Raw genomic sequence first — 21,086 nt, 5'->3', positions numbered from 1 at the left:
CAGCCCACGGTCCACCCCGATCCCAACGTCGATCGTTCTCAGAGGAGCGAAACCGGATGTCTGCAGCTCTCGGACCACTCGAAGGCGTTCGCGTCGTCGACATGACGACGTCGTACGCCGGGCCTACCGCCTCGATGTATCTCGCCGATCTCGGCGCGACGGTCATCAAGGTCGAGCGGCCGGGAAGAGGCGACGACGCCCGTGCCTGGGGGCCGCCGTTCGTGGGTGGTGTCTCGGCGTGGTTCGCCTCGGCCAACCGGAACAAGAAGTCGGTCGTGCTGAACCTGCGTCATCCTGACGGGCGGGAGGCGCTGCTGCGGCTGCTCGACGACGCCGACGTCTTCCTCCAGAACATGAACCCGTCCAAGCTCGTACGTCTGGGCATCGACGGTGAGAGCCTGTCCCGACGCAACCCCCGACTGGTCTACTGCGCGATGTCGGGGTTCGGGCAGGACGGCCCGGACAGTGATCTTCCTGGGTACGACCTCGTGGCCCAGGCACGCTCGGGTCTGATGTCGGTCACCGGCGCCAAGGGCGGAGCGCCCCAACGGGTCTCCACCGCGCTCTCGGACGTCGTCACCGGGATGTCAGCAGCGATCGCGGTGAACGCCGCGTTGGTGCGACAGCGAGAGAGCGGCCGAGGCGAGCTTATCGACGTGTCTCTCCTCGACACCGACCTTGCTCTGATGGCGCCGAGGATCGCTGCGTACGCAGCGGGCGAGCCGGAGCCACAGCCGAGCGGTGGCACCGACTCGGTCCTCTCGGTCTACCAGCCGTTCGAGACCGCCGACCGTACGATCGTGATTGCTATCGGGAACGACGGTCTGTGGCAGCGCTTCTGCGAGGTCGTCGACGTGCCCGACCTCGCCGCGGACCCGGCGCTGTGCGACAACGCCGGCCGGCGGGCGCAGCGGGAACGCATCACCACGTCGGTTGCGCCGTTGCTGCAGAGACGGCCTGCGCACGAGTGGCTGGCTCGGTTCAACGACGCGAAGATCCCCTGCGCGCTGGTGCAGTCGCTCTCCGAGGTCACCAAAGACCCGCAGGTGGAAGCACGGGGTGCTCTGCTCCCGGTCCCGGGGTCGGCCGAGGAGCTCGTCTCGGTGCACAGTCCGTTCCGACTGGCGTCGGTCCCGACTCGCAACGAGAGGTTTCCCGACCTAGGGGCCGACACCCGCGCCGTTCTGGCCGAGGCCGGTTACAGCGAGGTGGAGATCGACGCCCTGGTCGCTGCCGATGCGGCGTCCGAAGCGAGCGCGGAGGTGTCCGCGTGAGTCTTCGGCGTGAGCGCGACGGCGCGGTGCTGTTCATGACGATCGACCGTTCAGAGGCGATGAACGCCCTCGACCACGCGGTCCTGAGCGGCATCCGGGAGGGGATGGACGAGGCAGCCAACGACCCGAGCATCAGGGTCGTGATCCTCGCAGCAGCGGGGGAGAAGGCGTTCTGCGCCGGTGCGGATCTGAAGGAGCTCGCGGTGATGGGGGCTGAGGAGGCGCACCGGACGATGGCGTACGGCCAGGAGGTGATGCGCCACCTGGAACGTACGCCGGTGCCGGTGATCGCTGCCGTCAACGGGCTGGCCCTGGGAGGCGGGTTCGAGCTCGCCCTCGCTGCCACCATCCCGGTGCTTGCCGACCATGCACAGCTCGGGCTTCCGGAGTCCGGCCTGGGACTCATTCCCGGATACGGCGGGACCCAACGCCTTCCTCGCGCTGTCGGGTCGCGAGTCGCGGCGCACCTGATGCTGACCGGCACCCGGCTGAGCGCCGAGCGAGCGTACGAACTAGGGCTGACCCCGATCCGGCCCGTGCCCCAGGCAGATCTGCCGAGCACCGTCACGTCGATGGCCGAGACCATCGCTAGCCAGGGGCCGGAGGCGGTGAGGTCGATCCTGCAGGCGATGGACCTCGGCCGCGACGCCCCGCTCGACAGCGGTCTGCGGGCGGAGACCGGGCTCGCTGTGCTCGCGGTCGCGGGGGAGGAGTCGTCCGAAGGAATCAGCGCGTTCCTGGAACACAGAGCAGCTCAGTTCACCGACCGGGAGGAGACCCGATGAACCTCGACGCACCGTCACTCGAGGACGATCCCAAGGCGTACCTGGCGTTGCATGAGCTTCTCGACGAGCCCGTTGCAGACCAGTTCCTCACCGAGCGCGAGCGTGAGGTCCGCACGCACACGCGAGAGGTCGTCGCGCATGAAGTTGCCCCTCGTGCCGCAGGCCTGGACGAGCATCACACCTTCGCCCACGACAGCGTCCAGGCGCTTGCGCGGGCAGGGCTGTGCGGTCTGATCTTCCCCGAGGACCTCGGCGGGACGGGCGACAGCAATGTCGCCTACGCCATCGCGATGGAGGAGATCACTGCAGGGTGCGCGGCGACGAGCCTCGTGTTCATGACCCAGATGCACGCTGCGTACCCGATCATGATCGCGGGCTCTGATGAGCTCCAGCGCCGTTACGTCCCCGGACTGCTCGACGGGTCCGCGTATGGGTCGCTCGGGATCACTGAGCCGGGGGCGGGGTCGGACGTCTCGGGGGTGACCACGACCGCGAGGCCCACCGGCGAGGGGTGGTCGCTGAGCGGCCAGAAGACCTTCATCACCAGCGGTGACCGTGCCGACGTGATCATCTGCTTCGCCACGGTCGATCGGTCGCTGGGCCGGCGCGGCATCACCGCCTTCGTCCTCGACGGTGCCTGGGACGGCATCGGTAGGGGTGTGCCGTTCGACAAGATGGGGATGCACGGCTCCAGCACCGCCGAGCTCTTCTTCGACCATGTCCCTATACCGCGTACGCACCTGCTCGGTGAAGAAGGTGGCGGCTGGTCGGTGGTGATGAGGTCGGTGGTGAAGTCACGAATCAGCGCGGCTGCTCAAGGAGTCGGCCTCGCCAAGGCAGCCTACGCCCGCACCCTGGCCGCGCTGAGATCGCACCACGGCAGCCGGATCCCTGACGAGGCGACCTTCGCGCTCGCCGAGCTCCGAGGCCGGATCCTGCAGGGACGACTGCTCCTCCACGGCGTGGCCCGACGGGTCGACACCGACCCAGATATCACCCCAGGGCAGATCGGGATGATGAAGCAGACGTGCACCGACCTCGGTTTCTCCGCCTCAGTCGAGGCCGCGCGCATCCTCGGGCCGCACGGTGACCTGGCGGCACTGGGGGTCGAGCGCTGCCTGCGCGACGCCAAGGTCACCCAGATCTACGACGGGACCAACGAGATCCAGCGGCTGCTCATCGGCCGCGAGACCAACCGCGCGATCAAGGAGCTTGCATGACCACTGACACACAGTCCACCGGAGAGCTCGGCGGAAAGGTGGCGATTGTGACCGGTGCAGGTCGCGGCCTCGGCCGCTCCATGGCCTGTGCCCTCGCCGGGGCAGGCGCATCGGTCACGGTGGCGTCACGTACCGGCGCCGAGCTGGACAGCGTCGTGAACGAGATCGAGGATGCCGGGGGACGGGCGCTCGCGTGCCCCACCGACATCACCGACGAGGCCTCGGTCGAGCGCATGGTCCAGGCGACCGTCGAGACGTACGGCCACGTCGACGTCCTGGTCAACAACTCCGGCATCGTGGCGACCACACCGCTCGTCGACCAGTCGGCCGACGAGTGGGACCACGTCATCGGCACCAACCTGAGAGGCACCTACCTGGCCACCCGCGCTGTGGGCCGACACCTGGTAGCCCAAGGGACGGGCAAGGTCGTCAACATCGCCTCCAACTTCGCGCTCCAGGGCGTGGCGAACCATGCCGCCTACTCCGCGTCGAAGGCGGGAGTCATCGCGTTCACGCGGTCGATGGCCGTGGAGTGGGCACGTCACGGCATCCAGGTCAACGCCATCGCGCCCGGCTACTTCGCGACCCCGCTCAACGCCGATCTCCGGGCCGACGAGGACGCGATGGCGAAGGTCGTCCGCGCGATCCCGGCCCGCCGGATGGGGGAGGCCGATGAGCTCAAGCCTTGGCTCCTCCTGCTGGCAAGCGCCGCCTCCGACTTCATGACCGGCGAGGTCGTCGTCATCGACGGCGGCCAGAGCGTCCGATGATCCCGACCATCGACGGACCCCGAAAACGAGCAGGAGACAACCAGTGAACGACCGACACAAGACTGTGGCCGTCCTCGGCGCAGGCACCATGGGTTCCGGAATCGCGACCGTGATGGCTCGGGCCGGGCACCGTACGTTCCTCTACGACGTCGTCGAGGACAACCTGCAGCGCGGCATCGACACCGTGCACGGATTCTTCGACAACAGCGTCAGCAAGGGCAAGCTCACCGACGACCAGGCAGGAGCAGCCAAGGCCTCCCTGGAGGGCACCACCGATCTCCAGGATCTGCGTGACTGCGACGTGGTGGTCGAGGCCGTCTTCGAGGACCTTGACCTCAAGAAGGACCTTTTCGGACAGCTCGACGAGATCGTCGCCGAATCCACCCTGTTCCACACCAACACCTCGACGCTCTCGGTGACCGGCATCGCCTCGGGGTCACGGCACCCGGAACGAGTCGTCGGCACGCACTACTGCAACCCCGCCCCGTTGATGAAGCTCGTCGAGGTGGCCGACGGCCGCCACACCGCCGAGGGGGCGCACAAGGCGACCGAGGAGTTCCTCACCTCGCTGGGCAAGACCAGCGTGGTGACCAAGGACCGCCCGGGATTCATCGTCAACCGGTTTCTGATCCCCTGGGAGAACTCCTGCATCGGCGCCCTCGAGGCAGGACTGGGCACCAAGGAGTCCATCGACGCCGCGGTACTCGGCTCTCTCGGGCACCCGATGGGTCCCTTCCGGCTGCTCGACATCGTCGGGATGGACATCCACCAGCAGGTCGCGACCCGACTCTACGAACAGCTCCGCGACCCGCGGTTCTTCCCGCCGCCCATGGTCGAGCGCATGGTCGCCGCCGGCGACCTCGGTCGCAAGACCGGCCGCGGTTTCTACGAGTACGACGACACCCGCCTGTTCGGTTCCTGAGGCGCAGAGGAGATGACTGACATGAGCACGACCATCGAGTTCCCGGACGTCGCGGTGCTGGGTATGGGCACCATGGGAAGCGGTATCGCCCAGGTCCTGGCGGCGTCCGGACGTCGCGTCACGGTCCTGGAGGCCGACGAGGCAAGGCTCGCCGCCGGCCGTACGCGGATCGCCGACTTCCTCGACGCCCGCATCGCTCGCGGCAAGGTGACCGAGGAGGAGAAGACCGATGTCCTGGACAGGATCACCGGCACCACCAACGTCGCTGACCTGAACGAAGCCACCCTTGTCGTCGAGTCGGTCACCGAGCAGGCCGAGGCCAAGAAGGGCCTGCTGGCCGAGATCGCCGACACGGTTGGTGGTGACGTACCGATCCTGACCAACACCTCTGCGCTGTCGGTCACCGACCTCGCCGCAGGCCTCCCGAACCCCGGCCGGATCGCCGGTCTCCACTTCTTCAACCCGGCCCAGCTGCAGCGGACCGTAGAGGTAGTCCGTGCGCTCCAGACCGAGGGGACGTTGATCGAGCGCCTCGTCGCGCTCGTCGAGGACCTGCCCGGCAAGACTCCCGTCGTGGTCAAGGACCGGCCGGGCTTCCTGGTCAACGCCCTGCTCCTGCCGTACCTCAACGACGTGATCCAGGAGTACGACGACGAGCTGGCCACCGCCGAGGACGTCGACGTCGCGCTGCAGCTCGGGCTCGGCTACAAGACCGGGCCCCTCGCCATGCTCGATCTCATCGGCCTCGACGTGCACCTCCATGCCACCGAGGCCGCCTACGCGGCCACCCACGACCCCAGGTATGCACCGCCACCGCTACTGCGTCAGATGGTGGCCGCCGGCCACCTCGGCGAGAAGAACGGGCGCGGGTTCCGCGTCGGCACCACTCCCACCGCGAGCTGAGAGGCACCCACCATGACGACCTACGACGACATCATCACGACCACCGACGGCCCGGTCCTCACCATCATGCTCAATCGCCCCGACGCCGGCAACAAGTTCCGTCGCCAGACCTGCCTGGAGCTCTTCGACGCTCTGCAACGATTCCGGCTCGACCCCGAGCTGCGGGCTGCAGTGCTTACCGGAGCCGGGGAGAAGTTCTTCTGCATCGGCGGCGAGCACGAACCCGTGACCTCGCTCGACCAGTCCCAGGTCTTGCCGATCATCGATGTCTACCAGGCCATCGACACCATCCCGAAGCCTGTCGTCGCCGCGGTCAATGGGTTCGCCGTCGGCGGCGGCAACGTCCTCCACACCGTCTGCGACCTCACCATTGCAGCCGAGAACGCCGTCTTCCGCCAGGTCGGTCCGATGGTCGGCAGCTTCGACGCCGGCTACGGATCCTGGTACCTAGAGGACACCATCGGCAGGAAGCGTGCCAAGGAGATGTGGTACCTCAACAAGAAGTACGCCGCAGCCCAGGCCCTCGAGATGGGCCTCGTCAACGAGGTCGTACCGCTCGAACAGCTCCAGGAACGTGTCACCGAGGTCGCCCGCGAGATCTCGACCCGGAGCCCGCTCGCCATCGGCGCGATGAAGGGCGCCTTCTCCGCCCGCCACAACGGCGTCTCCGGCCAGGCGCGCATGGCGCACGACCAGCAGCTCTCGCTCTACCTCCAGAGTGAGGAGGCCCACGAGATGAGCGAGGCCTTCGGCGAACGCCGGGCGCCCAAGACCGAGAGGTTCTGGTCGTGACCTGGCGGGCGGCACGCCTCGGGGAGGAACAGGACGATCTCCGAGCCATGCTCGACACCCTGGCCGCAGACCGGGAGTCGGAGATCTCCGACGACGACCCGGCTGAGGTGGCCCGGCTGAGGCAACAGCTCGCCGAGCTCGGTGTGTGGACGATGGGTGTTCGCGAGGAGCACGGCGGTGGCGGAGCGGACGTCGCCACTCTCGGTGTCGCGTGGGAACGCCTCGGACGGCACTGGCCGTCGCTCGGTTGGGCCAGCGCGCAGGCACATGCCGCGCTCGACCTGATCGGTGGTGAGGAAGACGCTGAGGGCGTCGAGCTGTGCGCGGGCCTGCACGCGGGCACGGCCACGATCGCCGTCGTCGACGCTGCGGCTGCCCACGTCGATCTCGAGCAGCGTGACCGCCGGCTCATCGGCACCGTCGACAGGGTCGACACCACCGCTGCAGACCCTGCGCTGCTCGTCCTCGACGGCTCTGACAGGGCGCTGCTCATCCCCGTCTCGGGGACGACCACCACCGCCATACGCCGCACCGGGCTCGCCGGCGCACAGACCCGGACCGTCATCGTCGACGTCGCGATCGACGACGTGCTCCAGATCGATGCTGCACCGGTGGCCTCGGCTCGCTGCCGACTCATGCACGGGGCAGCCGCGGTCGCGGCCGGCATCGCAGGGAGGGCGACCGACGACGCAGCTGACTATGCGGGCACCCGCGTCCAGTTCGGGGGACCGCTGACTGCCATCCCGACAGTCCGTGGATCCCTCTTCGATCAGGCAGCAGGCGCGAGCGTCCTCGACACGCTCGCCGTCGCAGCGACCGACGACGTCGTCACCGCGACCGGTGCTGCCCGCCACGCCTGCGCGCAGGCGATCGAGGTCGCCACGGCCGCGCTGCAGTCGCACGGCGGCTACGGCTACCTCACCGAGTACCCCGTCGAGCACCACCTCCGCGACGCCATCTCCTTGCGCGCTGCCACCAACGTCGACGGCGCTGCAACCCGAGCAGCCGGCGTGCTCGTCGGACGCCCCAGCAACCCCACCCTCGTGAAGGAGGCGTCATGACCACGAGATCAGCAAGACCGGTCGACCGGACGCTCGCCGATGCGTTGGACGGCCAGCTCACCCCCTTGGACGACGTGACCGCAGCCCGCTGGCGGGCTGAGGGCTGGTGGGAGGACCGCTCGATCCGGTCCGTCCTCACCGACGCAGCACGGCAGCACCCCGACCGTACGGCTCTGGTCGGGCGCCGCTCGGACGGCGGCCGGACGACCCGTACCTATGCCGAGTTCGACCGCAACGCGCACCGAGCTGCCGAGATCCTCGCCGACCTCGGCGTCGGCCAGGGCGACGCCGTCGTGCTGATGCTGCCCAACTGGCTCGAGTACGCCGAGCTGGTCTTCGCGATCAACGAGGTCGGCGGCATCTACGCCGGCATCCCCGTCGCCTACGGCGAACGCCAAGCAGCAGCCGTGCTGCGCCGGAGCAAGGCGAAGGTCCTTGTCATCCCGCGAGGCTGGCGCAGCAACCAGCACCTAGAGATGTCGAGACGTCTACGAGCCGAGCTACCTGCGCTCGAGCACGTCGTCGTCCTCGACGATGACGACACCGGCCTCCAGGAAGGCGAGACCCTGTGGCGGCAGCATGCCGATGCGTCGGAGCGTACGTTCCCCGACCCTGACCCCAACCGGGTCTGTTACCTCGGGTTCACCTCCGGCACGACCGGCGAGCCCAAGGGGGCGATGCACAGCCACAACTCGCTCCTCTATGCAGCCCGGATGCAGGCACGCCACGTCGGGCCGAAGGTCTACGGCGATCCGCTGGTGCAGCTGGTCGCGTCTCCTGCCGGCCACCACACCGGGTTCATCTGGGGGATCGTCTTCACAGTGGTCTTCGGGGGCACCGGCGTCCACGTCGACCGATGGGATCCGGCGTGGGGCGTCGACGTCATCCGGGAGGAGGGTGTCACTACGTTCTTCGGTGCCCCGACCTTCCTTCAGGACATGATGCGTACGGACCTGGCCGGCGACCCCGAGGGCCCGCTGGCGTGCCTGATCATCGCCGGCGCCCCGGTCCCGCGGAACCTGCCGTCCAAAGCTGGCGAAGCTCTCGGGGCATACGTAGCGCCGGCGTGGGGGATGACCGAGTGCAGCATCATCCTCAGCTGCACGCCCGAGGAACCCTCCGCCATCCAGCAGACCGACGGATCAGTGTTCGCCGGATCAGAGGTGAAGGTGGTCGGCGACACCGGCGCAGAGGTCGCGCCCGGCGAGGTCGGGGAGCTCCTCATCCGAGGCCCAGCCCTCTGCTACGGATACTTCGACCGTCCAGACGCCACCGAGCAGGCCTTCGGGCCCGGTCTCTGGTTCCGCACCGGTGACCGTGCGAGCGTTGACGCGAACGGCTGGGTGTCCCTTGCCGGGCGAAGCAAGGACATCATCATCCGCGGCGGGGAGAACATCCCCGTCACCGATGTCGAGTCGGCGATCTTCGATCATCCCGACGTCCTCAACGTGGCGGTGGTCGGTATCCCGGACGAGCGCCTCGGCGAGCGGATCTGCGCAGTGATCGCGGTCAGGGACGGACGCCCGGAGATGAGCGTGGCCTCGCTTGCCGACTATCTCGTCTCCCACGGCCTATCGAAGCACTACCTGCCGGAGCGAGTCATCTGCCTGCCCGAGCTGCCGATGACACCCAGCGGCAAGATCCAGAAGTTCAAGTTGAGGGAGATGGTCCGATGAGCCCGGCGAACCTGCCGCTGTCCGGGGTCAACGTGCTCGATCTCTCCACGCTCCTGCCCGGGCCGCTGGCGACACTGATGCTGGCGGAGGCCGGAGCTGATGTGGTGAAGCTGGAGCGCCCGGGGCGAGGCGACGAGATGCGCTCGTACGAGCCTCGCCTCGGGAAGGCGAGCGCCAACTACGCGATCCTCAACCGCGGCAAGCGAGCTTACGCCGTCGACTTCAAGGACCCTGTCGAGCGTGACCGGGTGCTCGACATCGCGGCCGAGGCCGATGTCGTCGTCGAGCAGTTCCGACCTGGCGTCGCCGACCGTCTCGGGCTGGGGTACGCCGCGATGAGCGAGCGTAATCCCCGCGTGGTGTACTGCTCGATCAACGGCTACGGCTCATCGGGGCCAGCCGTCTCCAAGGCCGGTCACGACCTCAACTACCTCGCCGAGTCCGGCCTCCTGGGCACCGTCCTGGACCGCACCGGCACTCCGGCTCTGCCCGTGACCACCATCGCCGACATCGCCGGCGGCACCTACCCGGCGCTGGTCAATATCCTGTTGGCGCTGCGGCAGGCGGAGGCGACCGGCCGCGGCTGCCACGTCGAGGTGTCGATGGCACAGAATCTGCAGACCATGGCGTACGGCTACGTCGCGACCCACCAAGCCGGCGGCGGATGGCCGCGACCCGGGCGCGAACTGCTGACCGGTGGCAGTCCGCGCTACCACGTCTACCCGACATCCGACGGTCGCCACATCGCCTGCGCTGCGCTCGAGGAGAAGTTCTGGACGCGCCTGGTCGAGCTGATCGGATTGGACGAGAAGTTCCATGACGACACCGGTCAGGAGGACGCGGTGATCGCTGCTCTCGAGGAGACGTTCGCTGCCCGTCCTGCGGAGCACTGGCAGCGCCTGCTCGAAGGCGAGGACGTCTGCACGGTCGTCGTCGCCACCTGGGAGGAAGCCATGGCGTCCGGGCTGGTGGAGACCAGCGACAGCGATCTCGTCGCTCCTCCCGAGTCGCCGGATGCCGGTGCGCCGACCCTCCGCAGCCCGGTGAACCCGCACCTCAGACGTGACCCAGGCACAGCGGTCTATCCCGACCTGCAGCCGATGACCGAAGCCACCGTTTGGCGGGAAGGAAAACACTGATGCGAGCAGCTCTGGTCAAGGAGTTCGGTCAGCCGTCGGTGCTTTCTGTCGACGAGGTCCCCGATCCGGAGCCGGGGCCTGGAGAGGTCGTCATCGCGGTCGGCGCAGCGAGCGTCAACTTTCCCGACCTCCTGGTCGTCGACGGTAGCTACCAGAACCTGCCGGCCCGACCGTTCACCCCTGGGAAGGAAGCAGCCGGACGGGTCGTCGCCGTCGGCCACGGTGTCGAGCGGATCAGCGTCGGACAGCGAGTGATGACGCTGGTCGAGCACGGCGCGTACGCCGAACGGCTCGTCGTCCCCGAGGACCTGGTCATCGAGCTCCCTGACGGCATCAGCTTCGAAGCGGCCGCAGCACTCGGACTCGTCTACTCGACAGCGCACTTCGGTCTGCGCCGCCGGGGCCGGCTCCAGCCGGGGGAGACCGTGCTCGTCACCGGTGCCGGGGGCGGGATGGGCTCGGCCGGCATCCAGCTCGCCAAGGCCTGGGGAGCGCGCGTCATCGCTCTCGCTCATCGCCCCGAGAAGGCCACGGTCGCTCGTGATCAGGGCGCTGACGTCGTACTGACCTCTGCTCCGGAGACACTCCGCGATGATCTTCTCGACACCACCGACGGGCACGGCGTGGATCTGACGCTGGAGATGCTGGGCGGCGACTACCTCACCCAGATCATCCGCGCCACTGCCTGGGAAGGACGGGTCGTGATCGTCGGGTTCGCTGCCGGTGGTCAGAACCCGGTCAAGCCCGGCCACCTCCTGGTCAAGAACATCAGTCTCGTCGGGCTTCAGAGCAGCGACTATCGCGACCGGGAACCCGAGGAGATGCGTACGACCATGGCCGAGGTCCTCGAGCTGGTGGACGCCGGCAAGATCGACCCCGCGATCGACCTCACCTTTCCCCTCGAGAAGGCCGGGGACGCGCTGCAGTACGTCAAGGACGGACGGGTCCGCGGCAAGGTCGTACTCACCACAGGAATCACCTGATGGGCGCCACCGAGACCCTCTGGCTCGAGGACCTCGAGCCGGGACGCAATTGGCGTGGCCCGTCGCGCACCGTGACCGAGGCCGACGTGGTCGCCTTCGCGGGACTCACCGGCGACCAGTTCCCGCTGCACACGAGCGAGGAGTACGCCCGCGGCACCCCGTACGGCACGCGCATCGCCCACGGGCTGCTCGGCCTCGCGTACGCCCACGGCCTGATGTGGGCGCGCACCGGCGAGATGGACCACTCGGTCATCGCCTTCCTGGGCATCAAGGAGTGGTCCTTCACCGCGCCCATCCACTTCGGCGACACCATCCACGTCGACTACCAGGTCGCCTCCAACCGCCGCAGCACCTCGCAACCGGACCGAGGCGTCGTCGACTTCGACGTCGCCGTGCTCAACCAACGCGACGAGATCGTGCAGGGCGGGATCAAGACCTTGATGGTCGCCGCCCGTCCCGTCGAGTTCGCCCCACCAACGAGATCGGAGAAACGTCCATGAGTCTTCCCGCACGAATCGGGGTCTACGGAGGCGGTCGCATGGGGGCCGGCATCGCCCATGCCTTCCTCGCTGCTGGCGCATCGGTGGTCGTCATCGAGTCAGCGGACGACACAGCCGCGGCAGCGGGCGAGCGGGTCGATCGCACGTTGGCCAAAGCAGCGGAGAGAGGTGCACTGACTGGAACGGTCGACGAGGTCCGGGCCAGGCTTCGGCTCGCCACGACAGCCGAGGCACTCGACGGGTGTGGTCTTGTCGTCGAGGCGGTCCCGGAGGCGGTGGACCTCAAGACGGAGGTGCTCGCTGCCGTCGAGAAGGTCGTTCCCGACGCGGTGCTGGCCACCAACACCAGCTCGTTGTCGGTTGATGGCCTCGCCGCCGCGCTCGCGAACCCGCAACGCTTTCTTGGCCTGCATTTCTTCAACCCTGTGCCGGCGAGTGCTCTGGTCGAGATCGTCGTGGGCGATCAGACCGCCTCGCCGGTGGTGGAGGATGCCACCGCGTGGGTTGAGGCGCTCGGGAAGACCGCTATTACGGTGGCTGATTCGCCAGGGTTCGCTTCCTCGCGCCTCGGCGTTGCGCTCGCCCTCGAGGCGATGAGGATGCTCGAGGAGGGTGTGGCGAGTGCGGAGGACATCGATGCGGCGATGACGTTGGGTTACAAGCATCCGATGGGGCCGTTGCGTACAACCGACGTCGTCGGTCTCGACGTGCGTCTCTCGATCGCCGAGCACCTCGCCAAGGAGGTCGGGCCGAGGTTCGACCCGCCAGCAATCCTGCGCGACAAGGTCGCTGCCGGAGAGCTGGGGCGGAAGGGCGGGAAAGGTTTCTACGTCTGGTGAGAGGCTCGGTATCGAGCCGCAATCTTGTCCGTTGGACTAATGAGTGGCGCCGCCTGAGTTCTCCAAGGCAGACCCGCCTTCGCTGCTTGCGCGACGCCTGGTTCGAATCGGGCACCACGAGCCCACCAGATTGAGGCTGCACCCGTCAGTACCAGTGGGCTACGATCGGTGAGGACAGGGCGCGCCGAGTGCGCGCTGACCAGCACGAACACTGTTGGACCCGGCCTACCGAGCACCACTCGGCAGGATCCCGAATGCGCCAAGGGGCCGCAGGTTCAGATCCTGTCAGCCCGACGTATAAGTCCAGGTGGAGAACCGTTTCTCACCTGGACTTCGTCGTTTCGGGCCCGCGTGACGCGATCCGTCGGCTCGATTCCTTTACCTATGCTGAGGCTATGACTTCTGCTTCGCTTGCTGTTGCAGCGAATGGGTGCACGCTCACGGGGACGAGCTACGGCCCTGTTGACGGGCGCCCGGTTCTGTATCTCGCCGGAGCTGCGACCGGTCGGGAGATGAGCTTTGGCGAAGATCTGCTCGACGCCCGCGGCGTACGCCTGATCACGATGGATCGTCCGGGCATGGGCGGATCCACGCCCGACCCCGATCGCACCGTGGCGTCCACAGCCGACGACTACCGCACCTTCCTCGCCGGCGTGCTCGGTGAGGAGAGTCTCCCGGTGCCAGTTGTCGCGAACTCTCAAGGTGGCCTCTTCGGTCTGGCGGCCGCCGAGCGGGGGTGGGCGAGTGTGCTCGTGCTGGTCTCCGCGGCCGACGAGGTCGCCCATCCCGCTGTGCGCGCGCTGCTGCCCGCGAGTGCGCGGATGCTGCCCGATCTCGTCGCGCAGCATCCGATGCGGGCGCGCGAGCTGCTGGGTTCCTTCACTGCGGACTCGCTGCGCGCGATGATCCTGGACGGCTCGGATCCCAGCGACCGCGCGGTCTACTCCGAGCCGGACTTCGCCCGCCGATTCACCGCTGCCCTCGAGCAGGGCTTCGCGAACGAGGGGGCGGGCTATGTCGTGGACACCATGGCAGCCATGGCGGCCTGGCCGATCGACCTGTCCCGGATCTCCTGTCCGGTCACCGTGCTCTACGGAGCGCTCGATGGCACCCATTCACCGGATCAAGGCGTGACCCTCGCCTCGAGGATCCCGGGAGCGCGACGGACCCTGATCCCGGACGCCGGCGGGGCGCTGCTGTGGACGCACCCAGACGTCGTGCTCGACGCCACGCAGCCCAGCACCTCGGCGCCTGACGCGCGAGATGCGCGAGCGGAAAATACTTTTCCCTTGCGCTAAGTAAATTCCCGCGAGCATACTTTCCCTCATGGCTAACCAAAGCAGTGTGGGGGATGTGTTCGCCGCCTTGGCGGACCCGACCAGACGTGCTGTGATCAGGCAGCTCGGGGCGGGGCCGGCGAGCGTGGGGTCCCTGGCCGAGCCGTTCGCCATCACGCTGCCGTCGTTCATGAAGCACGTGCGGGTCCTCGAGTCCAGCGGGCTGATCCACACGCGCAAGTCAGGCCGCGTACGCACGTGCACGCTCGATCGCGACCGGCTCTCGCTCGTCGACGACTGGCTCGCCGAGCAGCGCGAGGTCTGGGAGCAGCGGACCGACCGCCTCGAACGGTTCGTCACCGACCCGCAGCACCAGGAGGACCGATGACAGAGTTCGACCCCGCCCGCGACCTCGCCATCGAGCGGGTGATCCGTGCTCCTCGCTCGGCGATCTGGCGCGCATGGACGGAGCCGGCCCGGATGCAGAAGTGGTGGGTGCCGGCGCCGACCATCGCCCGCGTGGACCGCCTCGAGCCGCGGCCCGGTGGTGCGTTCGTGACCAGCATGAGCGAGGACGGACGTTCGTTCGTCCCGCACACCGACTCGATCTTCCTGTTCGCCGAGCACGAGAGCCGGCTGGTCTTCACCAACGCCGTCGACAGCACATGGCGGCCGGCCGCGCCGGCGCCCGTACGCATGACTGCGGAGATCACCCTCGCCGAGCACCCCGAAGGCACCGCCTATCGCGCGCTCGTCAGGCACGGCGAACCCGCCGATCGTGATCGTCACGAGGAGCTCGGATTCTTCGACGGCTGGGGCTCGGTCACCGGAGCCCTCGCCGCGCTCGTAGAGGGTGAAACGTCATGAAGATCGCCGTCACCCAGTTCGTCACCCTCGACGGTGTCTCCCAGGGGCCCGGCTCGGCCGAAGAGGACCCGAGCGACGGGTTCACTCGCGGCGGCTGGTTCGTGCCCTATCTCGAGGAGAGCTTCGTACGACAGACCTCGCAGTGGCTCGACCTCGCCGACGGGCTCCTCCTGGGGCGCCGCACGTATGAGGCGTTCGCCCGCGACTGGCCGCAGATCGCCGAGCCGGATCCGTTCACAGCACGGATGAACGCACTGCCGAAGTATGTCGTCACCGACACCCTCGAGCACGGCACCTGGTCACCCACCACCGTCCTGCGAGGCGACCTCGCCGCCACGGTCGGAGCGCTGAAGAAGGAACCCGGCGGCGAGCTCCAGGTGCACGGCAGCGCACGTCTGGCCGCATCCCTCCTCGACGCCGGCCTCGTCGACGGGCTCCGCCTGGCCGTCGCGCCCGTCATCGCCGGGCAGGGCCGTCGACTGCTCTCCGGGCAGGTCGACCGCGGCCTTCGGCTGCTCGACCAGCGCACCACACCCGCAGGGCTCGTCGTGCTCGAGTACGAGGTCACCGGGCCTGCTCCGTATGCCGACTACGACGGCGTCGAGCCGCTCGGGGAGGGGGCCGGAACCCGCTGACTCCACCGTGCGCGGTCGGCGTCAGCGCGGCGAAGCGCTCGCGGTGCTACTGCGTCGGTGACCGAGGTGTCCGGATGCCACTGACGAGCACGTCGAGCAGCCGGGGGACGCGCTCGTCCCATTCCTCGGGCTTGACGTGGGCGAGGAACCACGACAGCAGGATCACGTCTCGGGCGTCGACGTCCTCGCGAAGCACTCCGTCACGGCTGCCGGCGCCCAAGAGGGTGTCGATCGCCTCGGTGAGCTTGCGGTGCGTGTGTGCGGAGATCTCGGCCCAGGCAGTTGAGTCGACGGCGTCCATGACGCCCCGCTTGACCTGTGCGTACGCCGCGAGCCGGTCGAACCACAGTGTCAGCGCCTCCGTGGGTGGGTGCTGGTCGACCAGCTCGTGGGCGCTGGTGACGAGCTCGTCGATCTCTCCGGTGTAGAGGGCGGCGACGAGCTTTTCGCGGGTGGCGAAGTGCCGGTAGAGCGTGCCCTGGCCGACCCCGGCGTGCTTCGCGACAGCGCTCAGCTTGAGCTCTCCGGGCTCGGCGATGAGCTCACGAGCGGAGTCGAGGATCGTCGAACGGTTGCGGGACGCGTCACGGCGCACGAGAAATTCTCCTTGCAAGCGGACAAAGTGTCCGGTTAAATGAAGCGGACAAGGTGTCCGATTCATTGTCTCAGGAGGGTATCCATGGGTTCGATCGATGACAAGGTGGTGGCGATCACCGGAGCCAGCAGCGGCATCGGTGCCGCGACGGCCCGCCGCCTGGCGGCGGCCGGAGCGGCAGTCGTGCTCGGTGCGCGACGGCTCGACCGGCTCGACGCGCTGGTCGAGGAGATCCGTCAGGCCGGCGGGAGGGCCGAGGCGGTGGCGGTCGACGTGACCGATCCCGAGGACGTACGCGGCCTGGCGGACGCAGCGGTATCGGCGTTCGGCAGCCTCGACGTGTTCGTCGCCAGTGCGGGCATCGGCCCGATCTCGCCGATGAGGTCGCGGCGTACGAGCGACTGGACGGCGATGATCGACGTCAACCTCCGCGGGGTGCTGCACGGGATCGACGCGGCGCTGCCGATCTTCGAGGAGCAGGGGCGTGGCCACTTCGTCACGATCGTGTCGACGGCGGGGATCAAGATCGTGCCGACCATGGCGGTCTACGCGGGCAGCAAGAACGCGGTCCGCACGGTGCTGGAAGGTCTGCGTCAGGAGTCGACCGACGGCACCGTCAAGACCACCGCGATCTCGCCCGGCTATGTGCGGACCGAGTTCGGCGACTCGGTCACCGACCCCGAGATCCGCGCGCAGATCGGCGCGGGGATGGATGCTTTCGCGCTCGACCCGGACGCGGTGGCGCGCGCGGTGGAGTTCGTCGTCGACCAGCCCTGGGAGGTCGAGATCGGCGAGCTCTCGATCCGCCCGACCGTCCAGGGGTGACCGGGTTCAGGCCTCGGCCCTGTCGCGAACCTCCTGTGCTGACCGCACCGGTCGGTGCACACTTGGCTCGTGCCCGCTCGCTACGTCTTCACCGAGACCTGGGACATCCCGGCCGACCCCGAGACTGTGCGCGATCTGCTGGTCGACGTCGAGCACTATCCGCAGTGGTGGCCGCAGGTGCGGGCGGTGGCGAAGCTGTCGGACGACGGCGCGCTGCTGGTGTGCCGATCAACGCTTCCCTACGACCTCGAGATCGTGCTCCATGCGGTCACTCGTGACCTGCCGACCCTGGAGGTGGGCCTCGGTGGTGACCTCGACGGGTTCGCGCGCTGGACGCTGACACCGGCGCCGCGGGGGAGTCGGACGGTGTTCGAGCAGGAGGTCGTCGTAGGTGGTCTGCTCGGTCTGGCCTCGATCGCCCTGCGGCCGGTGCTGAGCTGGAACCACCACCAGATGATGCTCGGCTGCCGCAACGGTCTGAGCTCACGCGCAGCCGAGCCTCGGTGACGCGCGGCGGGGACGGGGGAACACCCGAGCGCGACGCCACCGAGGCGGTCGGCGACGAGGTCAGCGGGGAGCTGCGACGACCCCGTCGCGTCGTCGGAGGTGGCGGCTGAGCATGATCAGCGCCGCGACCTCCAAGCCGATGGTGATCAGGCCCAGGAATACGCTCAGGAGCGAGGCCGGGATCATGAACGCCGTGTGGGAGACGAGGATGCCCCCGGCCAGCCAGATGCGATGAGAGTCGTTCCAGTTCGCCGTTCGGCGCCAGATCACGATCAGCCAGCCGGCCATGATCGCGGTGGCCGCGCCGGCGAAGAGCCGGAACCCGGGCGCCATCGCGTCACCGAACAGCAGGACCGGTCCGAGCCCGAGCGGCAGCAGCGTGGTCAGGAACGCCATGGTCAGGTATCCCGACACGATCCCGACGATGACCGGGCGAGGCGCCGACTTCGTGCTCGGAGCCGGATCGGGCCCGAACCGCCGCGGCAGCACCCGCAGGCCGACCCAGGCGAACACCGCGATGAGCGCGACGTACGCCACGGTCCAGCCCCACGCGAGCTGGTAGTCCGGGTTCTCGGTGCCGGCGATGACGAACCGCAGTCCGAACACACCGAGGACGGCGAGGACGCCGGCGACGACCAGCCCGGGCGTACGCAGGTAGGGCTTTCCCCGGAACTGCGGGAAGAGCATGTTGAGGATCATCACCGGCAGGAGCACGCTGAGCACGACGTGGATGCCGATCTGGGAGTCCCAGTAGGTCCAGTTGATGCCGAGCGCGCGCATGCCCCAGTCGGCGGCGCCGTACATGTCGGGGCTGTTCAGGGCCTGCAGCCCCAGCCCGTCCTCGGCCAGCTCGTAGGCCACGCCGAGGGCGACCAGGCTCGGCCACCCGCCACCGACACGGACGGTGAGCTCTCGGATCAGGAGCACACCGGCGCCGTACATCAGCATCAGCAGCGGCAGCAGGATCCAGGTGACGGGCACGGCGACCGCGGTGAAGGTCAGCTCGGCGCACAGCGTCGTCATCAGCGCCAGCGTCCAGGCGGCGCGCACCCGGCCGCGTGCGGGTGTGGCCGCGGTGGTCGCGGCGGCGGAGTAGGCGCTCATCTCAGGCCCCTCCGTTCGCGACGGGCTGGGCAGCAGGCCGCCCAGCCTTCGGGGCGACGTGGTCGGCCAGCGAGACGGTGTCGGCCACCGTCTCCAGGCCACGGCTGACGAAGCTCCTCGGCATGAACCGCATGGTGCGGATCGACAGGTTGCGCATCACCATCTGCGCCTGCGTGTCAGGCATCAGGCCGCCGTCGCCGGCGGTGCGGGCGAAGTGCTGCGCCGCGTCGACGAACCCGCGCATCCCGGCCTCGTAGGCCGCCAGCGCGACCCGATGGTCTCCGTCGGCCTTGGCCAGCTCGGCGGCGAGCACGTAGGCACCGACGAGTGCGAGGCTGGTGCCGATGCCCGACATCGGCGAGGCACAGTACGCCGCGTCACCCACGAGCGCGATCCGCCCGGTCGACCAGGAGTCCATCTGCACCTGCTCGACCCGGTCGAAGTAGAAGTCGGGGGTGTCCCAGATCTGCGGGAGCACCTCGGGCACGGCCCAGCCGTCGCCCAGGAAGGTCTGCGCGACCATCTTCTTCTGAGCCAGGACGTCGCGCCGGTCGAAGCCGAACGCGGGCGCCCGGAAGAAGAACGCGGCCAGCGCGCGGTCCATCCCCGGCAGCGGCCGCAGGCCGGCGGTGCGGCCGTGGCGGCCACGACCGCCCGGCATCGTGTACATCAGCTGCCAGTCGTCGTGAGCCATCTCGGTGTCGACCGAGTAGATGCAGAGGTAGGAGCCGAGGTCGCGTATGAACCGCTCCTCGGGGCCGAAGGCCATCCGGCGCAGGTCGGAGTGCACCCCGTCGGCACCGAGCACCAGGTCGAAGCGTCGGGCCTCGCTCTTCTCGAAGGAGACGGTGACGCCGTTGTCGTCCTGGTCGAGCGCGGTGATCGCGTCGTCGAAGAGGAACTCGACGTCGTCCTTGGTCGCCTCGTAGAGGATGCGAGCCAGGTCGGTGCGCAGCAGCGCCCACTCGGCCGCCGGCCCGCCCGAGGGGCCGAACACGTCAGGATCGAAGCTGGCCTGTCGTCGCCCCTGCTCGTCGATGAAGGCCATGCCGCGTGCGGCGAGCAGCGACTCGCGCAGCTGAGGCACCAGGCCCAGGTCTTCGATCACCTCGCGTGCGGTGCCGCGGATGTCGATCGCGTGGCCACCCGTTCGCGGCCCTGGCGAGCGCTCGACCACCGTCGGCGTGAAACCGTATCGGCGCAGCAGGTGTGCGAGCGCCGTCCCGGCGATCCCGCCACCCGTCACGAGAACGTCCCGGTTCTTCATCGTGTTGATCCCTTCACTTCGTTGATACGCCGCTGCGTACTGTGCGTACACCGTATTCAGTCGATACCCCCCTTTGGAAAGGCCTAAAGCGACGAAGTGAACTAGTGCATGATCCAAAGTGAACTAGTACGCTCACGACAGCAAGCCACAACCCGAGACTCGGATCGGAGACCCAGGTGACCTCCCAGCCGCGCCCCGAGGCGCCCTATCGCGTGATCGTCGCGGAGATCCGCTCCCGTATCGAGGCCGGTGAGCTGCGAGCCGGTGAGCGGGTGCCGTCGATCCGGGCGATCGCGCAGCGGTGGGGCGTCGCGGTCGCGACCGCGACCAAGGTGATCGCCACGTTGCGTGAGGAGGGCCTGGTCGAGGCCCGGGTCGGCTCGGGCACGGTGGTCAGCTCACCCGATACCCGTCCGGCCGCTCGCAGCGCCCACCGCGACGCGTCGGCCGCGCCCCGCGACGGGGCCGGGGAGCAGGATGCGGTGCGCACCCGGATCCTGCGGGCGGCGATCGACCTGGCCGACACCGAGGGTCTCCAGGCGCTCTCGATGCGCCGGCTGGCCAGCAGCCTCGACCTCGGCCCGATGTCGCTGTATCGCCACGTCAGCGGGAAGGACGACCTGCTCGCGCAGATGGCCGACCTCGCCTTCGGCGACCTCGACCTGCCCGAGCGCGGCCCCCGGGGCTGGCGGGCCAAGCTCGAGCTCGTCGCCCGTCAGCACTGGCGGCTGTGCCGGCGCCACCAGTGGCTGCCGCACGTCGTCTCGTTCACCCGCCCGGTCATGGTGCCCAACATGCTCGAGCACACCGAGTGGGTCCTGCGCGCGCTCGAGGAGCTCGACCTCCCGATGGACGTGCGCCTGCAGGAGGCGATGACGCTGCACGGCCTGGTGATGACGATCGGGCTGTCCAGGACGCGCGAGGCCGAGGCCGAGCGCCGCACCGGGATGACCCTGGACCGGTGGTCGGCGCACCAGCGTCCGCGACACCGTGACGTCCTCGCCCGCGAGCGGTTCCCGCTGCTGGCGACGATGTCGGAAGACCCCGCCCCCGAGCTGGACGCTCTCTTCGAATACGGGTTGGCCCGTCACCTCGACGGGTTCGCGGTCATGACCGGGTCGTGAGGTCTGCGGCCGGAGACGGTG

Annotated in this window: 23 protein-coding genes; 20 read left to right on the top strand and 3 right to left on the bottom strand. The window is 68.6% G+C overall.

Annotated features, from left to right (window positions below; all coding sequences use genetic code 11):
- Window positions 1-56: 56 nt before the first annotated feature.
- The 17 genes from FB381_RS12925 to FB381_RS12845 all read left to right on the top strand — a co-directional run bounded on the left by FB381_RS12925 (window position 57) and on the right by FB381_RS12845 (window position 15,643).
- Complete coding sequence (locus FB381_RS12925; RefSeq protein ID WP_141780662.1) at window positions 57-1,274, top strand: CaiB/BaiF CoA transferase family protein; 1,218 nt, start codon at window positions 57-59, stop codon at window positions 1,272-1,274.
- Window positions 1,271-2,059: an enoyl-CoA hydratase/isomerase family protein gene (locus FB381_RS12920; protein ID WP_211352415.1), complete on the top strand. Its 789-nt coding sequence runs from the start codon at window positions 1,271-1,273 to the stop codon at window positions 2,057-2,059. The genes FB381_RS12925 and FB381_RS12920 overlap by 4 nt, the downstream gene beginning before the upstream one ends.
- Window positions 2,056-3,279, top strand: a complete 1,224-nt coding sequence (locus FB381_RS12915; protein WP_141780661.1) for an acyl-CoA dehydrogenase family protein — start codon at window positions 2,056-2,058, stop codon at window positions 3,277-3,279. Before FB381_RS12920 ends, FB381_RS12915 begins: the two co-directional genes overlap by 4 nt.
- Window positions 3,276-4,049, top strand: coding sequence for an SDR family NAD(P)-dependent oxidoreductase (locus tag FB381_RS12910; protein WP_141780660.1), 774 nt, complete (start codon window positions 3,276-3,278; stop codon window positions 4,047-4,049). The genes FB381_RS12915 and FB381_RS12910 overlap by 4 nt, the downstream gene beginning before the upstream one ends.
- Window positions 4,050-4,092: 43 nt before the next feature.
- Window positions 4,093-4,971 carry a 3-hydroxyacyl-CoA dehydrogenase family protein gene (locus FB381_RS12905; protein WP_141780659.1) on the top strand — a complete coding sequence of 293 codons (879 nt, stop codon included), beginning with the start codon at window positions 4,093-4,095 and terminating at the stop codon, window positions 4,969-4,971.
- Window positions 4,972-4,992: 21 nt separating this feature from the next.
- Window positions 4,993-5,874, top strand: coding sequence for a 3-hydroxyacyl-CoA dehydrogenase family protein (locus FB381_RS12900; RefSeq protein ID WP_141780658.1), 882 nt, complete (start codon window positions 4,993-4,995; stop codon window positions 5,872-5,874).
- Between the two features lie 12 nt (window positions 5,875-5,886).
- Window positions 5,887-6,666: an enoyl-CoA hydratase-related protein gene (locus FB381_RS12895; RefSeq protein WP_141780657.1), complete on the top strand. Its 780-nt coding sequence runs from the start codon at window positions 5,887-5,889 to the stop codon at window positions 6,664-6,666.
- Entirely contained in the window at window positions 6,663-7,727 is a 1,065-nt protein-coding gene (locus tag FB381_RS12890) for an acyl-CoA dehydrogenase family protein (RefSeq protein ID WP_211352414.1), read from the top strand. Before FB381_RS12895 ends, FB381_RS12890 begins: the two co-directional genes overlap by 4 nt.
- The gene (locus FB381_RS12885) at window positions 7,724-9,403 is read left to right on the top strand and encodes an AMP-binding protein (RefSeq protein WP_141780656.1); all 1,680 of its coding nucleotides are present in this window, start codon (window positions 7,724-7,726) and stop codon (window positions 9,401-9,403) included. The genes FB381_RS12890 and FB381_RS12885 overlap by 4 nt, the downstream gene beginning before the upstream one ends.
- Entirely contained in the window at window positions 9,400-10,542 is a 1,143-nt protein-coding gene (locus tag FB381_RS12880; protein WP_141780655.1) for a CaiB/BaiF CoA transferase family protein, read from the top strand. Before FB381_RS12885 ends, FB381_RS12880 begins: the two co-directional genes overlap by 4 nt.
- Complete coding sequence (locus tag FB381_RS12875) at window positions 10,542-11,525, top strand: NADPH:quinone oxidoreductase family protein (protein WP_141780654.1); 984 nt, start codon at window positions 10,542-10,544, stop codon at window positions 11,523-11,525. The genes FB381_RS12880 and FB381_RS12875 overlap by 1 nt, the downstream gene beginning before the upstream one ends.
- Complete coding sequence (locus FB381_RS12870) at window positions 11,525-12,025, top strand: MaoC/PaaZ C-terminal domain-containing protein (RefSeq protein ID WP_141780653.1); 501 nt, start codon at window positions 11,525-11,527, stop codon at window positions 12,023-12,025. Before FB381_RS12875 ends, FB381_RS12870 begins: the two co-directional genes overlap by 1 nt.
- Window positions 12,022-12,864, top strand: coding sequence for a 3-hydroxyacyl-CoA dehydrogenase family protein (locus FB381_RS12865; protein WP_141780652.1), 843 nt, complete (start codon window positions 12,022-12,024; stop codon window positions 12,862-12,864). Before FB381_RS12870 ends, FB381_RS12865 begins: the two co-directional genes overlap by 4 nt.
- Before the next feature lie 254 nt (window positions 12,865-13,118).
- Window positions 13,119-14,162, top strand: coding sequence for an alpha/beta fold hydrolase (locus tag FB381_RS12860; protein WP_141780651.1), 1,044 nt, complete (start codon window positions 13,119-13,121; stop codon window positions 14,160-14,162).
- A 28-nt stretch (window positions 14,163-14,190) separates the two neighbouring features.
- Complete coding sequence (locus FB381_RS12855; protein ID WP_141780650.1) at window positions 14,191-14,529, top strand: ArsR/SmtB family transcription factor; 339 nt, start codon at window positions 14,191-14,193, stop codon at window positions 14,527-14,529.
- Window positions 14,526-15,008, top strand: coding sequence for an SRPBCC domain-containing protein (locus FB381_RS12850; RefSeq protein ID WP_141780649.1), 483 nt, complete (start codon window positions 14,526-14,528; stop codon window positions 15,006-15,008). Before FB381_RS12855 ends, FB381_RS12850 begins: the two co-directional genes overlap by 4 nt.
- Window positions 15,005-15,643: a dihydrofolate reductase family protein gene (locus tag FB381_RS12845; protein WP_141780648.1), complete on the top strand. Its 639-nt coding sequence runs from the start codon at window positions 15,005-15,007 to the stop codon at window positions 15,641-15,643. The genes FB381_RS12850 and FB381_RS12845 overlap by 4 nt, the downstream gene beginning before the upstream one ends.
- A gap of 46 nt (window positions 15,644-15,689) precedes the next feature.
- Here the strand turns inward: FB381_RS12845 and FB381_RS12840 are convergent, their stop codons facing one another.
- Window positions 15,690-16,238: a TetR/AcrR family transcriptional regulator gene (locus FB381_RS12840; RefSeq protein ID WP_246088088.1), complete on the bottom strand. Its 549-nt coding sequence runs from the start codon at window positions 16,236-16,238 to the stop codon at window positions 15,690-15,692.
- A gap of 84 nt (window positions 16,239-16,322) precedes the next feature.
- On the opposite strand from FB381_RS12840, the gene FB381_RS12835 reads away from it, so the two are divergent.
- Window positions 16,323-17,063, top strand: coding sequence for an SDR family oxidoreductase (locus tag FB381_RS12835; protein ID WP_141780646.1), 741 nt, complete (start codon window positions 16,323-16,325; stop codon window positions 17,061-17,063).
- A 69-nt stretch (window positions 17,064-17,132) separates the two neighbouring features.
- On the top strand, window positions 17,133-17,570 hold the full coding sequence (locus FB381_RS12830) for an SRPBCC family protein (RefSeq protein ID WP_141780645.1): 438 nt from the start codon (window positions 17,133-17,135) through the stop codon (window positions 17,568-17,570).
- A gap of 60 nt (window positions 17,571-17,630) precedes the next feature.
- On the opposite strand, the gene FB381_RS12825 is transcribed toward FB381_RS12830, so the two are convergent.
- A complete protein-coding gene (locus tag FB381_RS12825) occupies window positions 17,631-18,674 on the bottom strand; it encodes a hypothetical protein (RefSeq protein WP_141780644.1) in 1,044 nt (347 codons plus the stop codon).
- Window position 18,675: 1 nt separating this feature from the next.
- Entirely contained in the window at window positions 18,676-19,941 is a 1,266-nt protein-coding gene (locus tag FB381_RS12820; RefSeq protein ID WP_141780643.1) for an FAD-dependent monooxygenase, read from the bottom strand.
- Window positions 19,942-20,117: 176 nt separating this feature from the next.
- Between FB381_RS12820 and FB381_RS12815 the strand changes: the two genes are divergently transcribed.
- Window positions 20,118-21,065: a TetR/AcrR family transcriptional regulator C-terminal domain-containing protein gene (locus tag FB381_RS12815; RefSeq protein WP_141780642.1), complete on the top strand. Its 948-nt coding sequence runs from the start codon at window positions 20,118-20,120 to the stop codon at window positions 21,063-21,065.
- The last annotated feature ends 21 nt before the right edge of the window (window positions 21,066-21,086 follow it).

The sequence above is a fragment of the Nocardioides albertanoniae genome, from assembly GCF_006716315.1.
Classification (GTDB): Bacteria; Actinomycetota; Actinomycetes; order Propionibacteriales; family Nocardioidaceae; genus Nocardioides; species Nocardioides albertanoniae.
The sequence above is the reverse complement of the archived record's forward strand: the minus strand, read 5'-3'. Positions and strand labels throughout refer to the sequence as shown.

What these genes read in the sequence shown, in the direction of transcription:
- FB381_RS12910 (WP_141780660.1), top strand. Translation starts at nt 3,276, where the DNA reads ATGACCACTGACACACAGTCCACCGGAGAGCTCGGCGGAAAGGTGGCG.
- FB381_RS12860 (WP_141780651.1), top strand. Translation starts at nt 13,119, where the DNA reads ATGCGCCAAGGGGCCGCAGGTTCAGATCCTGTCAGCCCGACGTATAAG.
- FB381_RS12895 (WP_141780657.1), top strand. Translation starts at nt 5,887, where the DNA reads ATGACGACCTACGACGACATCATCACGACCACCGACGGCCCGGTCCTC.
- FB381_RS12885 (WP_141780656.1), top strand. Translation starts at nt 7,724, where the DNA reads ATGACCACGAGATCAGCAAGACCGGTCGACCGGACGCTCGCCGATGCG.
- FB381_RS12835 (WP_141780646.1), top strand. Translation starts at nt 16,323, where the DNA reads ATGGGTTCGATCGATGACAAGGTGGTGGCGATCACCGGAGCCAGCAGC.
- FB381_RS12925 (WP_141780662.1), top strand. Translation starts at nt 57, where the DNA reads ATGTCTGCAGCTCTCGGACCACTCGAAGGCGTTCGCGTCGTCGACATG.
- FB381_RS12875 (WP_141780654.1), top strand. Translation starts at nt 10,542, where the DNA reads ATGCGAGCAGCTCTGGTCAAGGAGTTCGGTCAGCCGTCGGTGCTTTCT.
- FB381_RS12865 (WP_141780652.1), top strand. Translation starts at nt 12,022, where the DNA reads ATGAGTCTTCCCGCACGAATCGGGGTCTACGGAGGCGGTCGCATGGGG.
- FB381_RS12825 (WP_141780644.1), bottom strand. Translation starts at nt 18,674, where the DNA reads ATGAGCGCCTACTCCGCCGCCGCGACCACCGCGGCCACACCCGCACGC.
- FB381_RS12850 (WP_141780649.1), top strand. Translation starts at nt 14,526, where the DNA reads ATGACAGAGTTCGACCCCGCCCGCGACCTCGCCATCGAGCGGGTGATC.
- FB381_RS12820 (WP_141780643.1), bottom strand. Translation starts at nt 19,941, where the DNA reads ATGAAGAACCGGGACGTTCTCGTGACGGGTGGCGGGATCGCCGGGACG.
- FB381_RS12845 (WP_141780648.1), top strand. Translation starts at nt 15,005, where the DNA reads ATGAAGATCGCCGTCACCCAGTTCGTCACCCTCGACGGTGTCTCCCAG.
- FB381_RS12900 (WP_141780658.1), top strand. Translation starts at nt 4,993, where the DNA reads ATGAGCACGACCATCGAGTTCCCGGACGTCGCGGTGCTGGGTATGGGC.
- FB381_RS12880 (WP_141780655.1), top strand. Translation starts at nt 9,400, where the DNA reads ATGAGCCCGGCGAACCTGCCGCTGTCCGGGGTCAACGTGCTCGATCTC.
- FB381_RS12870 (WP_141780653.1), top strand. Translation starts at nt 11,525, where the DNA reads ATGGGCGCCACCGAGACCCTCTGGCTCGAGGACCTCGAGCCGGGACGC.
- FB381_RS12915 (WP_141780661.1), top strand. Translation starts at nt 2,056, where the DNA reads ATGAACCTCGACGCACCGTCACTCGAGGACGATCCCAAGGCGTACCTG.
- FB381_RS12855 (WP_141780650.1), top strand. Translation starts at nt 14,191, where the DNA reads ATGGCTAACCAAAGCAGTGTGGGGGATGTGTTCGCCGCCTTGGCGGAC.